We start from the raw sequence: 13,934 nt of genomic DNA, 5'->3' as shown, positions 1-13,934 counted from the left end.
GCGGCCGGTCAGGTTTGCTGCATCACGTACACGATTGGGTTGAGACTTCCTGGGTTGCCGTGGTGCCGTCGCGGGCGTCGTCGGAGACCTGCTCGGCGGTGAGCACGTAGCCGGTGCGGTTGTCCTCGACCGAGGCGGCGAAGACCACGCCATACACGGTGCCCTTGGGCGAGAGCAGCGGGCCGCCGGAGTTGCCGGGGCGGACCGAGGCCCAGATCGAGAACGCTTCGCGGGTGACCGTCTTGTCGCCGTAGATGTCGGGGCCGCGGAGGCGTTCCTCGGACCGGATCCGGGCCGGCTCGGAGTCGAACGGGCCGTTCTCCGGGTAGCCGAGCACGACCGCCGAGTCGTCGCCCTTGCCGGTGTAGTCGAAGGCCAGCGGCTTCTCGGTCAGCTTCGGCACGTACAGGATCGCGATGTCGACCTCGGGATCGAACACGACGACCCGGCCGTCGTACTTCTTCCCGTTCACCTCCACCTGCGGCGAGGTCACGCCGGCGACCACGTGTGCGTTCGTCATCACCCGCTGCGGTGCGTAGACGAAGCCGCTGCCCTCGAGCCCACGCGAGCAGCTCGCCACACCAGTCACCTTGGCGATCCGCGAGTACGCCGTACGCACCAGCGGCTGCCGCGCGATCGCGCTGTCCGGCGGCTGGGTATCGCGGATGCGCTCCGGGACGAACGGATCGAGGAACCGCGGGAACAGGTCCGTGTTGACCACGTCGTTGAACGACTGCAGCGCCCGGTCCGCACTGTCCGGCAGTACTTCGTCGACCTTGGCGAGCACCTGGGAACCGCGGACGGCCGACGTCACGCTGGGGATCCGCGCGCCGCTCACCGCGACCCCGAGGACCCACGACACGATCAGCACCGACGCCGCAGCCAGGGCCGCACCGCCCAGCGCATCGAGGAACCGGATCGGTTTCCAGGACAGCCTGTTCCGGACCTTGGACCCGATGAGCGCACCGAGCGTTCGCCCGATCGACGCCAGCACCACCACGAGCACCAGCGCGACGAACGAGACCGTCACGCTCGGTGAGAAGTTGTCCAGGATCTTCGGCACGCCCCACACGCCGATCGCGGCGCCGCCGAGCAGGCCGAGCGTGGCGCACGCCCCCAGCACGAAGCCTTCGATGTACCCGGAGATCGCTACCAGCGCGGTCACGATCAGCAACGCCCAGTCGAGCTTGCTCACTCCACACCTTCCGGCTCGTCGCCTGCCAGCGGGCCCAGGTCGTGCTCGATGGCGGTCATCCGCCGCACGTCCTCCGGCCGTCGGCCCTCGCTCCGCCAGGCCGCCTCGACCAGTCGGTCGGGCAACGGTACGACGACCGAGGGGTCCCAGTCTTGCTGCCACCCACCGAGCAGCAGCAATTTGTCCAGCAGGCCGGCGGTGAAGCCCCAGATGTAGAGGTCACCGACGGTGAACGCCGGTCCGGTGAAGCCGGACGGGTGCAGGCAGCTGATCCGGTTGGCCGGGTCGGCCAGCGCGGCGATCGGCACCCGGTGCACCGAGGCGACCTCGGCCGGGTCGACGACCGCGACCGGTGACGGCTCCCGCCACCAGGCCAGCACGGGCGTCACGCCGAAGTTGCTGACCGGCACCCACAGCGCCGGCCAGAGCGCGAACGGTACGACGCCGGCGGGATCGAGGCCGGTCTCCTCCTCGGCCTCCCGTAGCGCGGTCCGGACCGGGGTGCCGTCGGTCGGGTCGACACCGCCACCGGGGAAGGCCATCTGCCCGGCATGCTTGCGAAGCGTCCAGGCGCGCTCGGTGAGCAGTACGTCGGGACCGTCGTTGCCTTCAGCAAGCAAGATCAGGACGGCGGACTGGCGGACCGAGGGATCGTTCGGCGGCAGGAACCGGGACAGCAGGTTCGGGTCGACATCGGCCGAGGCCTTCGCCAACGGGCGCAGCCAGTCCGGGATCTCGACGTCCATCACGGGGTCACTCCGAGGTGGTCCTTCACCAGCTGGTCGAGCTGCGCCTGCGAGGTGAGTACGCCGTGGTGCACGAAGGCGACCGCGCCGTCCTTGTCGATGAACGCGGTCAGCGGCGGACCGGCGACGCGGAGGGGCTGCTTGATCGCCTTGTCCTGGTCGAACAGGTGCGGGTAGGCCAGCCCGTGCTCGGTGGCGAACTTCACCGCGAGCTCCGGGCGCGGGTCGTCGTAGTCGATGCCGAGCATCTTCACCTTGCCCGACTTGGCGAGCTGGGCGAGGTACGGCGCCTCGGCGCGGCACGGCGTACACCACTGGGCCCAGACGTTGACGACGAGCGGACCGCGGAGGTCGGCCAGACGGGTATCCGGCCCGCTGCCGAGACACGGCAGGCTGACGTCGGGGAGCCCCTTCGTGGCCGGAGGCTTGGACGGCGTCGACGGGCAGTCGACCAACTGGTCGGCACCAGCGATCGACCGCTGACCACTCGACGAGGACGCAGCACCAGGCTGGTCGGTGCCGCACGCCACCAGCGCAACCAGCAACACAACCCCAGCCGCAGCACGAACGGGGAGGTTCACGCTGTGGGGACCTTCACCAGCTTCGCGGCGACCTCGGGGTCGGTCGGGCCGGTGCCGTACGACGGGCACCACTGGGCGATCGGGCAGGCGCCGCAGGCCGGCTTCTTCGCGTGGCAGCGGCGGCGGCCGTGGAAGATCAGCCGGTGCGAGAGCATGGTCCAGTCCTTCTTCGGGAACAGCGCGCCGATCAGGTGCTCGACCTTGACCGGGTCCTCCTCGGTGGTCCAGCCGAACCGGCGGACCAGCCGCCCGAAGTGCGTGTCCACGGTGATCCCCGGGACGCCGAACGCGTTGCCGAGCACCACGTTGGCCGTCTTCCGGCCGGTGCCGGGCAGCTTCACCAGCTCGGCCAGCGTGCCCGGCACTACCCCGTCGTAGTCGTCGACGAGGGCCTGGCCGAGCTTCATCACGCTGTTGGTCTTGGCCCGGAAGAACCCGGTCGGCTTGAGGATCGTCTCCATTTCGTCCCGGTCGGCCTCGGCGTACGCCTGCGCCGTCGGGTACTTCGCGAACAGCGTCGGGGTCACCTTGTTCACCATCACGTCGGTCGTCTGCGCCGACAGGATGGTCGCGACCAGCAGCTCGAGCGGGTTGGTGAAGTCCAGCTCGCAGTGCGCGTCCGGGTACGTGTCGGTGAGCACCTTGTGCATCTTCCGGGCCCGGCGGACCAGCTGGGTGGGGGTCTCGTCGGTATAGACCGGCGCCTTGCGAGGGAGCTTCAGCAGGACCACCGGAAGGGCACCCGGAAGTGGCTCTGCGACACGCGGGGATGGCATGGAGGACAGCCTACGTGGCGGGGCCGACACTGGAGGGGCTACGGTTTTGGGGCGACCGGGTGTACACATACCGGTCGACGGACGTGGCGGATCCCACGTCCGGAGTCGTGGTCGAAGGTCCTAGGAGGCCCAAAGTGGATGCCGCAGTGCTCCGACAGGCACCGCTGTTCAGTCAGCTCGACGACGAGGCGGCCGACGCCCTGGCCGCGTCGATGACCGAGAGCCGGCTGCGCCGCGGTCAGGTGCTGTTCCACGAGGGCGACTCGGGCGACCGGCTGTTCATCGTCACCGAGGGCAAGGTCAAGCTCGGGCGGACGTCGGCCGACGGCCGGGAGAACCTGATCGCCGTGCTCGGCCCGGGCCAGATGTTCGGTGAGCTGTCGCTGTTCGACCCGGGACCGCGGTCCGCGACCGTCACGGCTGTGACCGACGCCACGATGATGTCCCTGACCCACGACGAGCTGCTGCGCTGGCTGGACGGCCGCCCGGCCGTCGCGCGCGGTCTGCTCCTCCAGCTGGCCTCGCGGCTCCGCAAGGTCTCCGACGTGGTCGCCGACCTGGTCTTCTCCGACGTACCGGGCCGCGTCGCCAAGGCGCTGCTGGACCTGGCCAGCCGGTTCGGCCGTACTGCGGACGACGGCGTCCACGTCCACCACGACCTCACGCAGGAGGAGCTCGCCCAGCTGGTCGGCGCCTCCCGCGAGACGGTCAACAAGGCCCTGGCCGACTTCGCCTCCCGTGGCTGGGTCCGCCTCGAGCCGCGCTCGGTCGTGCTCCTCGACGTCGACCGCCTGCAGCGGCGCGCCCGCTAAGCGTTCAGGTAGTCCAGCTGGGCCCGCACCGAGCGTTCGGCGGCGGGCCAGAGGTTGCGGTCGACGTCGGCGTACACCTGCTCGACGACGGCCTCTGGGGTGGTGTGACCGGCGGCTACCGCCTGCCGGACCTGCTCCAGGCGTTCCTGACGGTGGTTGAGGTAGTAGTTGAGGACCGAGGCCGGGTTGTCGATGACCGGGCCGTGGCCGGGAAGTAAGCGGTCTACACCGGCCGGTGAGTTGGCGAAGGCGCGGAGCTTCTCGAGCGACTCGAGATAGGGGCCCAAGGCACCGTCCGGGTGCGCGACGACCGACGTACCGCGGCCGAGGACCGTGTCGCCGGTGAGCAGCGAGCCGTCCTGCGGGAGCCAGAAGCAGACGGAGTCCAGGGTGTGGCCGGGCGTCGGCAGGACCTCGATGCGGAGCCCGCCGGCGGTAATCACGTCGCCCTCGGCGAGGCCGTGCGCATGGTCGGTGGGGATGCGGAAGGCGGGATCTACCGCTCGTACGCCACAGCCCGCCTGGTTGGCGAACCAGGCCGCGCCCTCGGAGTGGTCCGGGTGCTTGTGGGTGAGCAGTACGACGCCGACCTTGCCTGCGGCGTCGAGCACCGCGCGGAGGTGGTCCTCGAGCATCGGGCCAGGGTCGACGACCACCGAGACGTCCGAGCCCGGCGCCCGGAGGATCCAGGTGTTGGTGCCGTCCAGCGTCATCAGGCCGGGGTTGTCCGCGCGCACAAGGGTCGCGTAGTCAGTCATGTGGTCTCCAGATAGGCCTGGTCGCCGTCGATCCGTACGGTCGGCATGATCGTGCGGATCTCCCGGTCGCCCGCTCCGGCCAGTACCCCGGCGACGTCGTCGTACTGCGCGAGGTCGCGGCAGCAGAGGTACGTCGGGGGCAGCATCAGCGTCTCGCCCGCGTCGACGGCCGCCACCGCGTCTCCGGGGCGGATCCAGGTGACCTGGTCGGACTCGCTGGTCACGTCGCGGGTCAGCTGACCGGCCGGGAGCGCGGCGACGAAGAAGGCGGTGTCGTAGCGCTTCGGCTCGAACTCCGGGGTGATCCAGTGCGCCCACGGTCCGAGCAGGTCGGCGCGGAGTACGAGCCGTCGCCGGTGCAGGAACTCGGAGAAACCCAGCCCGCGGTTCTCCAGTGCGACGCGGTCGTTCTCCCAGTCGTCACCCGTGGTGTCGCCGACGATCGCGGTACCCGAGGGGCCGGCCAGCAGTACCCCGGACTCCTCGAAGGTCTCGCGCACAGCGGCCGCGACGTACGCCGAGGCCGTCGCCTCGTCGCACCCCAGCCGAGCGGCGAACCACGCCGGCGACGGGCCGGACCACGAATCCGCCACGCTCGAGTCGGTGGCGTCCACCCGTCCGCCGGGAAACACCGTCATCCCGGCCGCAAACGCCATGGTCCGCTGCCGTCGCAACAAGTACACCTCGAGTCCCGCCGGAGCGTCACGAAGCAGGATGACCGTGGCGGCCGGCCGCGCCTCGACCGGCGTACGCCCACTGCGCACGTGGTCGAGGGCGGTGTCGGCCATCCGACCGCTCATCAGCTGCGACCTGAGGTCACGCACGCGCGGTCAGCCGACCTCGACGATCAGTTCGACCTCTACCGGGGCGTCGAGGGGGAGGACGGGGACACCGACGGCGCTGCGGGCGTGCTGGCCGGCTTCGGCGAAGAGCTGGCCGAAGAGTTCCGAGGCGCCGTTGGCGACCTGCGGCTGGCCGGTGAAGTCGGGGGTGGAGGCGATGAAGGCGACCGCCTTGACGATCCGCTTCACGTTCGCCAGGTCGCCGATCTCCGCCTTGACCGCGGCCAGCGCGTTCAGCGCGCACTGCTGGGCGCACTCGCTCGCCACCTCGGCGGAGACCTCGCCGCCGACCTTCCCGGTGGCGATCAGCGCGCCCTCGCGGAGCGGCAGCTGGCCGGACGTGTAGACGAGATCACCGGTCCGCACGGCCGGGACGTAGGCGGCGACCGGCTTGGCCACCTCGGGCAGCTTCAAGCCGAGCTCGGCCAGCTTCTCTTCCGGGTGGCTCACTTGTCCTCGATCTCCCGCTTGAAGTAGGCGACCAGGTTCTCCGGGTTCAGGCCCGGGACGACCTGGACCAGCTCCCAGCCGTCCTGGCCGAAGTTGTCCAGGATCTCCTTGGTCGAGTGGACCAGCAGCGGCGCGGTGAAGTACTCGAACTTCTTCATGAAGGGGACTCTAACGGGCGCCCGACCCGGTGTGCTGTGGGCCACGTCCTACCCTGGGAGCATGGCGCGACTGCACGTGGTCACCGGGAAGGGTGGCACCGGGAAGACGACTGTCGCGGCCGCAATGGCGCTCTCGCTGGCCGACGAGGGCAAGCGGGTGCTCCTGGTCGAGGTCGAGGGTCGCCAGGGGCTGGCGCAGCTGTTCGACGTACCGCCGCTGCCGTACGTCGAGACGCGGATCGCCCAGGGCCCCGGTGGCGGCGAGGTGTTCGCGCTCGCCGTGGACGCCGAGGCGGCCCTGCTCGAATACCTCGACATGTACTACCACCTCGGCCGCGCCGGGAAGGCGCTGGAGAAGGTCGGCGCGATCGACTTCGTCACCACCATCGCCCCGGGGCTCCGCGACGTACTGCTCACCGGCAAGGTCTACGAGGCGACCCGCCGCAAGGCGCACGGCAAGCTGGCGTACGACGCGGTCGTGCTGGACGCACCGCCGACCGGGCGGATCGGGCGGTTCCTCAACGTCAACCACGAGGTCGCCGGCCTGGCCAAGGTGGGTCCGATCCGTAACCAGGCGGACGCGATCACGGGCATGCTCCGCTCGGACGTGACCCGGATCCATCTGGTCACGCTGCTCGAGGAGATGCCGGTCCAGGAGACCCTCGACGCGGTCGAGCAGCTGGAGAAGCTCGACCTGCGGATCGGCTCGGTCGTGGTGAACATGGTCCGCAACAGCCCGCTCGACGACGACGCGCTGGCCCTTGCGGTGAAGGAGAAACTGCCCACCGCCGAGCTGACCCGAGGCCTGAAGGCGGCCGGGATCACCATCGGCGACGACCTGGTGAAGACGCTCGCCGCCGAGGCCCGCGACCACGCGGTCCGGGTCGGTCTGGAGGGCGAGAACCGCGACCGAATCGATGCCCTGGGCAAGAAAGTCGTCGAGCTGGAGGTGCAGCCCGAGGGGATCGACCACGGCGCCCTGTTCGACCTGGCCGAGGAGCTGAAGGCATGAGCGAGCAGCAGCGCGCGGCCCTTGACCTCGATGCGCTCATCGACGACCCCGAGACCCGGATCATCGTCACGTGTGGCGCCGGCGGCGTGGGGAAGACGACTACCGCGGCAGCACTGGGGTTGCGGGCGGCGGAGCGCGGGCGGAAGGTCGTCGTCCTGACGATCGACCCGGCCCGGCGGCTCGCGCAGTCGCTCGGGCTGACCGAGCTCGACAACACCCCCCGCGCGGTCACCGGCGTCGACGGCGGCCGGCTGGACGCGATGATGCTGGACATGAAGCGGACGTTCGACGACGTCGTCCTGCAGCACGCGACGCCGGAGAAGGCCGAGCAGATCCTCGCGAACCCGTTCTACGTGGCGCTGTCCTCGTCGTTCGCCGGCACGCAGGAGTACATGGCGATGGAAAAGCTCGGCCAGCTGCACAAGCAGGCAGAGCGCACCGGCGACTGGGACCTGATCGTCGTCGACACCCCGCCGTCACGCTCTGCGCTCGACTTCCTGGACGCGCCCGAGCGTCTCGCCTCGCTGCTCGAGGGACGCTTCCTCAGGCTCCTGCTGGCGCCCGCGCGCGGACCGTTCAAGCTGATGTCGGCCGGCGTGAGCATGGCGATGTCGGTGCTCAACAAGGTGCTCGGCACGCAGGTGCTGACCGACGTACAGACGTTCGTCGCGGCCTTCGACACCTTGTTCGGCGGCTTCCGGCAGCGGGCCGAGCAGACCGTTGCGCTGCTGCGCGAGCCGCACACCGCGTTCCTGGTCGTGGCCTCGCCGCAGAACGACGCGCTGCGCGAGGCGTCGTACTTCGCCGAGCGCCTGCGCGCCGAGGGAATGCCCCTGGCCGGTGTCGTGCTGAACAGGGTGACGACGACGGAAGCCCCGGAGCTGTCGGCCCAGCGGTCCCTGGCCGCCGCCGAGAAGCTCGACGAGGCGGACAAGTCGCCACTGACGGCCGCAGTACTGCGGTTGCACGCCGACAAGATGCACCAGGTGGTGGGCGACGAGAAGCGGGCAGACCGGTTCCGCCGGTCACACCGCGCGATCGCGACCATCGAAGTACCCGCGCTCGCCGACGACGTGCACGACCTGACCGGCCTGCGTCGCATCGGCGACCTGCTGACCGCCTGAGTTTCACCCTCAGCGAACGGGGAATGCCCTGCTCGCGCCCTTGGTTGAGCCTGTCAGACTCAATCTTGAGATAAGGGTGTGACAGCGTGACCGATACGTTGAATCTTCCTGTTCTGCCGTTGGACGACGCGGTCGTCCTGCCGGGAATGGTGGTGCCGGTCCGCCTGGCCGACAGCGAGGCCCGGGCGGCGATCGATGCCGCGCAGGCGTCGGGGCAGGACCAGGTGCTGCTGGTACCGCGGCTGGACGGAAAATATGCCAAGGCCGGGACGCTCGGTGAGATCGAGCAGATCGGCCGGCTGCCGGGCGGCGCCCAGGCGGCTGTGATCCGCGGGACCTCGCGGGTCCTGATCGGCGCCGGGACCACCGGTCCGGGTGCCGCCCTCTGGGTGGGCGCGACCGTCCTGCACGAGATCACCGACTCCCGGTCGGCCGAGCTCGCGCGGGAGTACAAGACGCTGGTCACCTCGGTGCTGCAGCGGCGCGGCGCCTACCAGGTGATCGACTCGATGAAGCAGGTGAGCGACCCCGCGGAGCTGGCCGACCTGGCCGGTTACGCGTCGTACCTGACCAACGAGCAGAAGTCCTGGCTGGTGGAGAACGCCAACGTCACCGAGCGGCTGGAGAAGCTGATCGGCTGGGTCAAGGACCACCTCGCCGAGCTCGAGGTCTCCGAGACGATCCAGAAGGACGTCCAGGAGGGTATGGAGAAGCAGCAGCGGGAGTTCCTGCTGCGCCAGCAGATGGCCGCGATCCGCAAGGAGCTGGCCGAGCTGGACGGCAAGGCCGAGACCGAGGAAGAGGACTACCGCGCCCGCGTCGAGGCCGCCGACCTGCCCGAGCACGTCCGCAAGGCCGCGCTCGCCGAGGTCGACAAGCTGGAGCGGACCGCCGAGCAGTCCCCTGAGGTCGGCTGGATCCGGACCTGGCTGGACACCGTGCTCGAGCTGCCGTGGAACGACCGGACCGAGGACAGCTACGACATCCGCGAGGCGCGGGCCGTGCTGGACGCGGACCACGCCGGTCTGGACGACGTGAAGCAGCGCATCACGGAGTACCTGGCCGTACGGCGTCGCCGCGCGGACCGTGGGCTCGGTGTGGTCGGTGGGCGTCGTAGTGGCGCCGTACTGGCCCTGGTCGGGCCTCCCGGTGTGGGTAAGACCTCGCTGGGTGAGTCCGTGGCTCGTGCGATGGGCCGGAAGTTCGTCCGGGTCGCCCTGGGTGGCGTCCGGGACGAGGCCGAGATCCGTGGTCACCGGCGGACGTACGTCGGTGCATTGCCGGGCCGCATCGTCCGGGCGATCACCGAGGCGGGTTCGATGAACCCGGTCGTCCTGCTGGACGAGATCGACAAGGTCGGTGCGGACTACCGGGGCGACCCGACGGCCGCCCTGCTGGAGGTCCTCGACCCGGCGCAGAACCACACCTTCCGGGACCACTACCTGGAGGTCGAGCTGGACTTGTCCGACGTGGTCTTCCTGGCCACGGCGAACGTGCTGGACTCCATCCCGGCGCCGCTGCTGGACCGGATGGAGCTGGTGCAGCTCGACGGCTACACCGAGGACGAGAAGGTCACGATCGCCCGTGACCACCTGCTCCCGCGTCAGCTGGAGCGGGCGGGCCTGACCGCGGACGAAGTGACCATCGACGACTCGGCGCTGCGGTTGCTGGCCGGCGAGTACACGCGGGAAGCCGGCGTACGGCAGCTGGAGCGGTCGATCTCCCGCGTACTGCGGAAGGTGACGGCCAAGCTCGCGCTGGGCGAAGACCTCGGTGTGCTGGCGATCGGTGGAGGTGACCTGAAGGAGTACCTGGGGTCGCCGAAGTTCACGCCGGAGTCGGCGGAGCGTACGGCGCTGCCGGGTGTGGCCACTGGCCTCGCGGTGACCGGCGCGGGTGGTGACGTGCTCTTCGTCGAGGCGTCGCTGGCCGACAAGGAGACCGGTCCGACCGGAGTCACGCTGACCGGGCAGCTGGGCGACGTGATGAAGGAGTCGGCGCAGATCGCCCTGTCGTACCTGCGCTCGCACGGCGCGGAGCTGGGCCTGCCCGTGGGCGACCTGGCCGAGCGGAACGCACACATCCACGTGCCGGCCGGTGCTGTCCCGAAGGACGGACCGTCGGCGGGTGTGACGATGACGACGGCGCTGGCGTCGCTGCTGTCCGGGCGGCCGGTCCGCTCGGAGGTCGCGATGACCGGTGAGGTGTCGCTGACCGGACGGGTGCTCCCGATCGGTGGGGTGAAGCAGAAGCTGCTCGCCGCGCACCGGGCCGGGCTGACCACGATCCTGATCCCGAAGCGGAACGAGCCGGACCTGGAGGACGTCCCCGCGTCCGTGCTCGCGGAGCTGACCGTTCACCCGGTGAGCGACGTCCGCGAGGTGCTCGAGCTGGCCCTGGAGCCGGCCGAGGTGCAAGCGCACCAGTACGCCGCGTAACGCAGTACCGAACGAGGGCCCGGGCACCTGCCCGGGCCCTCGTCCTTTTGGATGAACTTTGTCCAGAGTCAGTGACGCAATTCACACTCGCAGCGGTAACCCAAAATGCCGATCCCGTAGTCTCTATAACCATGCGCGTCAGGGAAAAGGGCGACCGGGGAGTCGTCCAATCGGTGGTTCTGTTCCTCGGGGTGAGCGTGCTGTCGGGGGCCCTGGCCGCCGGTCTCGCCATCCCGCTGGCCGGCCTGGCCGGCTTCACGACCGAGCAGACCTCCGAGACCCTGCAGGACCTGCCGCAGCAGTTCGACGAGGTCCCGCTGAAGCAGAAGAGCCAGATCCTGGACTCCAAAGGCCACCTGATCGCCACCCTGGCCGAGCAGAACCGGGTGCCGGTCAAGCTCGCCGCCGTCGCGCCGATCATGCAGAAGGCGATCGTCGCGATCGAGGACGACCGGTTCTACGAGCACGGCGCCCTGGACCTGAAGGGCACGCTCCGCGCGCTGCTGCAGAACCAGTCCTCCGGATCGGTGCAGCAGGGTGGGTCGAGCATCACCCAGCAGTTCGTGAAGATCAGCCTGGTCGAGAAGGCGAAGACGCCGGAGGAGGTCGCCGCCGCGACCGCCGACAGCTACCAGCGCAAGCTCGCCGAGCTCCGGTACGCGATCGCGGTCGAGAAGGAGTACTCGAAGAACGAGATCCTGGAGAAGTACCTCAACCTGGCGAACTTCGGCGACGGTGCCTGGGGTATCCAGGCCGCGGCCCAGCACTACTTCTCCGTCGACGCCGCGCGGCTCACGCTGCCGCAGGCCGCGATGCTGGCCGGTCTGGTGAAGAACCCGACCGGCTACGACCCGACGAACAACATGAAGCGCGCCAAGGACCGCCGCGACGTGGTCATCAAGCGGATGCTCCAGCTGCACGTGATCTCGGTGGCCCAGGCCAACTCGGCCCTCAAGGCCCCGGTCATCGACCCGGCCAAGGTCCGCCCGAACAAACTCGGCTGCGCCAACGGCGCCTACCCGTTCTACTGCGAGTTCGTGCTCTCCCAGCTCGAGGCCAACCCGGCCTTCGGCAAGTCCAAGCAGGAGCGGTCGGACTTCATCAAGACCGCCGGCCTGACCATCAGGACCTCGCTCGACCCGAAGATCCAGGCGGCCGCGCAGCACTCGATCAACGTCCACTCGAAGCCGACCGACCAGGCGATCGCCGCGGTGACGATCGTCGAACCGGGCACCGGGCTGGTGAAGGGGATGGCGCAGAGCCAGCCGTACGGGCAGAAGCGCGGCCAGACGTCGTACAACTACAACGTGCCGAAGTCCTACCCGGGCGGGTACGGCGGGTTCCAGAACGGTTCGACGATGAAGGCGTTCACCATCGCCGCCGCGATCCAGAAGGGTATCCCGCTCACCTACAAGATCAACTCGCCGAGCCCGTTGCCGCTGGGCGGGACGAAGTTCCAGACCTGCAACGGCACGGTGAAGACCCCGGACGACTACACGCCGAAGAACTCGACGACGAACGTGCCGGACCCGACCATGATCCAGGCGGCGCAGAAGTCCACCAACACCTACTTCCTGCAGCTCTCGCAGCGGACGGGCCTGTGCTCGATCGCCAGGATCTCGGCGGCCCTGGGCATGTACAACGCCCAGTCGCTCGGCCCGCTCCAGCAGGTGCCGTCGATGACACTGGGCGTCGACAACGTGACCCCGCTGCAGCTGGCGAACGCGTACGCCGCCTTCGCCGCGCGGGGCATGTACTGCACGCCGTGGGTCATCACCTCGGTGAAGAACGCGGCCGGCAAGTCGATCAGCACGCCGGGCGCGGACTGCAAGCAAGCGCTGGCCCCGGAGGTCGCGGACGGCGTGAACGCCGTACTGCACCAGGTGATGGAGACGGGCGGTACCGGTCAGCACCTGAAGTTCGGCAACAGCGACCTGGCCGGCAAGACCGGAACGATCAACGAGGCCAAGGCCGTCTGGTACTCCGGCTACTCGACCAAGCTCGCGGCCGCGTCGGTGGTCGCGGATGCCTCGCTGCCCTACAAGCCGCTGCACAACCAGACCCTGAACGGCGAGCACATCGACGACCCGACCGGTTCCGGTACTGCCGGCCCGATCTGGGAGACCGCGCTCCAGGGCGCGCTGCAGGGCTACCCGACCACGCACTTCGTCGCGCCCTCCGACAAGGTCCAGCGCGGTGACGTGAAGGGCCTGCCGTTCGTGAACGGGATGAACCCGGACGACGCCGCCAACAAGCTGAAGCAGGCCGGGTTCGAGACCGCGATCGCGCCCGGCACGGTCAACTCCGAGGAGACCGCCGGCACCGTCGCCTACACCGACCCGCGCCAGCGCGACGGCGCGCCGGAGGGCTCGCTGGTGACGATCTACATCTCCAACGGCAGCAAGAAGGGCGGCCAGCCCACAACGCCGCAGAACACGACGAAACCCCCGGGCCATGGCGGCAACACCTGCCCGCCCTGGAATCCCAAGTACCCGAACTGCGGGCCGAACCGCTAAAGAAAAGGGGCCTCGACCGAGGCCCCTTTTCTCTTGCGGTCAGGCGCCGAGCTGGCGCTTCACCTCGGCGGAGACGACGCCGCCGTCTGCCTTGCCCTTGACCTTGGGCTGGAGGGCGCCCATGACCTTGCCGATGCCGCGCGGGCCGAGCTCGGCGGCGCCGGTCGCGGCGATGGCCTCGGTGACCAGGGCCTTGATCTCGTCCTCGGTGAGTTGCTCGGGGAGGTACTCCGCGAGGATGTCCGCCTCGGCCTGTTCCTTGTCGGCGAGCTCGGCGCGGCCGGCGTCGCGGTAGGCGACGACGGACTCCCGGCGCTTCTTCGCTTCCGAGCTCAGGACGTCGACGATCTCCGGGTCGCTGAGCTCCCGGGCCTCCTTGCCGGCCACCTCCGCCTTGGTGATCGCGGTGAGCGCCATCCGCAGGGTCGACTTGCGGATCTCGTCGCGCGCCTTGAGGGCGGCGGTCATGTCGTCGTGCAGGCGCTGCTTCATTCCGGAGTTGGACATGACCATGATTGTGGCAGGC

Annotated in this window: 14 protein-coding genes; 5 read left to right on the top strand and 9 right to left on the bottom strand. The window is 69.5% G+C overall.

Annotated elements, in window-relative coordinates; translation table 11 throughout:
- Nucleotides 1-22 precede the first annotated feature (22 nt).
- From AB0E69_RS13860 to nth, 4 genes are read right to left on the bottom strand one after another with little or no spacing between them, the layout of a single operon-like run.
- Nucleotides 23-1,195 carry a MarP family serine protease gene (locus tag AB0E69_RS13860; RefSeq protein ID WP_360144021.1) on the bottom strand — a complete coding sequence of 391 codons (1,173 nt, stop codon included), beginning with the start codon at nucleotides 1,193-1,195 and terminating at the stop codon, nucleotides 23-25.
- Nucleotides 1,192-1,941, bottom strand: coding sequence for a CoA pyrophosphatase (locus AB0E69_RS13855; protein ID WP_360144018.1), 750 nt, complete (start codon nucleotides 1,939-1,941; stop codon nucleotides 1,192-1,194). Before AB0E69_RS13855 ends, AB0E69_RS13860 begins: the two co-directional genes overlap by 4 nt.
- Complete coding sequence (locus tag AB0E69_RS13850) at nucleotides 1,941-2,522, bottom strand: TlpA disulfide reductase family protein (RefSeq protein WP_360144015.1); 582 nt, start codon at nucleotides 2,520-2,522, stop codon at nucleotides 1,941-1,943. Before AB0E69_RS13850 ends, AB0E69_RS13855 begins: the two co-directional genes overlap by 1 nt.
- Nucleotides 2,519-3,298 carry an endonuclease III gene (gene nth, locus AB0E69_RS13845; protein WP_360144012.1) on the bottom strand — a complete coding sequence of 260 codons (780 nt, stop codon included), beginning with the start codon at nucleotides 3,296-3,298 and terminating at the stop codon, nucleotides 2,519-2,521. Before nth ends, AB0E69_RS13850 begins: the two co-directional genes overlap by 4 nt.
- 134 nt (nucleotides 3,299-3,432) lie before the next feature.
- Here nth and AB0E69_RS13840 point away from each other — a divergent pair, with 134 nt between their 5' ends.
- Nucleotides 3,433-4,110, top strand: a complete 678-nt coding sequence (locus AB0E69_RS13840) for a Crp/Fnr family transcriptional regulator (protein WP_360144009.1) — start codon at nucleotides 3,433-3,435, stop codon at nucleotides 4,108-4,110.
- Here AB0E69_RS13840 and AB0E69_RS13835 read toward each other — a convergent pair.
- Genes AB0E69_RS13835 through AB0E69_RS13820 form a run of 4 tightly spaced genes read right to left on the bottom strand, consistent with a single transcriptional unit; the run spans nucleotide 4,107 to nucleotide 6,318 of the window.
- Complete coding sequence (locus tag AB0E69_RS13835) at nucleotides 4,107-4,868, bottom strand: MBL fold metallo-hydrolase (protein ID WP_360144006.1); 762 nt, start codon at nucleotides 4,866-4,868, stop codon at nucleotides 4,107-4,109. The genes AB0E69_RS13840 and AB0E69_RS13835 overlap by 4 nt on opposite strands.
- Nucleotides 4,865-5,668 carry an NUDIX hydrolase gene (locus tag AB0E69_RS13830; protein ID WP_360144003.1) on the bottom strand — a complete coding sequence of 268 codons (804 nt, stop codon included), beginning with the start codon at nucleotides 5,666-5,668 and terminating at the stop codon, nucleotides 4,865-4,867. Before AB0E69_RS13830 ends, AB0E69_RS13835 begins: the two co-directional genes overlap by 4 nt.
- Before the next feature lie 30 nt (nucleotides 5,669-5,698).
- Nucleotides 5,699-6,160 carry a RidA family protein gene (locus AB0E69_RS13825; protein WP_360144000.1) on the bottom strand — a complete coding sequence of 154 codons (462 nt, stop codon included), beginning with the start codon at nucleotides 6,158-6,160 and terminating at the stop codon, nucleotides 5,699-5,701.
- Nucleotides 6,157-6,318 carry a hypothetical protein gene (locus AB0E69_RS13820; RefSeq protein WP_165553378.1) on the bottom strand — a complete coding sequence of 54 codons (162 nt, stop codon included), beginning with the start codon at nucleotides 6,316-6,318 and terminating at the stop codon, nucleotides 6,157-6,159. Before AB0E69_RS13820 ends, AB0E69_RS13825 begins: the two co-directional genes overlap by 4 nt.
- A gap of 61 nt (nucleotides 6,319-6,379) precedes the next feature.
- On the opposite strand from AB0E69_RS13820, the gene AB0E69_RS13815 reads away from it, so the two are divergent.
- The 4 genes from AB0E69_RS13815 to AB0E69_RS13800 all read left to right on the top strand — a co-directional run bounded on the left by AB0E69_RS13815 (nucleotide 6,380) and on the right by AB0E69_RS13800 (nucleotide 13,408).
- Nucleotides 6,380-7,330 carry an ArsA-related P-loop ATPase gene (locus tag AB0E69_RS13815; RefSeq protein ID WP_360143997.1) on the top strand — a complete coding sequence of 317 codons (951 nt, stop codon included), beginning with the start codon at nucleotides 6,380-6,382 and terminating at the stop codon, nucleotides 7,328-7,330.
- A complete protein-coding gene (locus AB0E69_RS13810; RefSeq protein ID WP_360143994.1) occupies nucleotides 7,327-8,454 on the top strand; it encodes an ArsA family ATPase in 1,128 nt (375 codons plus the stop codon). Before AB0E69_RS13815 ends, AB0E69_RS13810 begins: the two co-directional genes overlap by 4 nt.
- An 86-nt stretch (nucleotides 8,455-8,540) precedes the next feature.
- Entirely contained in the window at nucleotides 8,541-10,892 is a 2,352-nt protein-coding gene (gene lon, locus AB0E69_RS13805; protein WP_360143991.1) for an endopeptidase La, read from the top strand.
- A gap of 131 nt (nucleotides 10,893-11,023) precedes the next feature.
- Complete coding sequence (locus AB0E69_RS13800) at nucleotides 11,024-13,408, top strand: transglycosylase domain-containing protein (RefSeq protein WP_360143988.1); 2,385 nt, start codon at nucleotides 11,024-11,026, stop codon at nucleotides 13,406-13,408.
- A 39-nt stretch (nucleotides 13,409-13,447) separates the two neighbouring features.
- Here the strand turns inward: AB0E69_RS13800 and AB0E69_RS13795 are convergent, their stop codons facing one another.
- Nucleotides 13,448-13,915, bottom strand: a complete 468-nt coding sequence (locus AB0E69_RS13795) for a GatB/YqeY domain-containing protein (RefSeq protein WP_360143985.1) — start codon at nucleotides 13,913-13,915, stop codon at nucleotides 13,448-13,450.
- Nucleotides 13,916-13,934: the final 19 nt, after the last annotated feature.

Source organism: Kribbella sp. NPDC026611 (assembly GCF_040638345.1).
In the GTDB taxonomy this organism is placed as follows: domain Bacteria; phylum Actinomycetota; class Actinomycetes; order Propionibacteriales; family Kribbellaceae; genus Kribbella.
This window is presented reverse-complemented; position numbering and strand designations above follow the sequence as displayed.

Coding starts and splice junctions, on each gene's coding strand:
- AB0E69_RS13815 (WP_360143997.1), top strand. CDS start 6,380: ATGGCGCGACTGCACGTGGTCACCGGGAAGGGTGGCACCGGGAAGACG.
- AB0E69_RS13855 (WP_360144018.1), bottom strand. CDS start 1,941: ATGGACGTCGAGATCCCGGACTGGCTGCGCCCGTTGGCGAAGGCCTCG.
- AB0E69_RS13800 (WP_360143988.1), top strand. CDS start 11,024: ATGCGCGTCAGGGAAAAGGGCGACCGGGGAGTCGTCCAATCGGTGGTT.
- AB0E69_RS13810 (WP_360143994.1), top strand. CDS start 7,327: ATGAGCGAGCAGCAGCGCGCGGCCCTTGACCTCGATGCGCTCATCGAC.
- AB0E69_RS13835 (WP_360144006.1), bottom strand. CDS start 4,868: ATGACTGACTACGCGACCCTTGTGCGCGCGGACAACCCCGGCCTGATG.
- AB0E69_RS13795 (WP_360143985.1), bottom strand. CDS start 13,915: ATGTCCAACTCCGGAATGAAGCAGCGCCTGCACGACGACATGACCGCC.
- AB0E69_RS13820 (WP_165553378.1), bottom strand. CDS start 6,318: ATGAAGAAGTTCGAGTACTTCACCGCGCCGCTGCTGGTCCACTCGACC.
- AB0E69_RS13830 (WP_360144003.1), bottom strand. CDS start 5,668: ATGAGCGGTCGGATGGCCGACACCGCCCTCGACCACGTGCGCAGTGGG.
- nth (WP_360144012.1), bottom strand. CDS start 3,298: ATGCCATCCCCGCGTGTCGCAGAGCCACTTCCGGGTGCCCTTCCGGTG.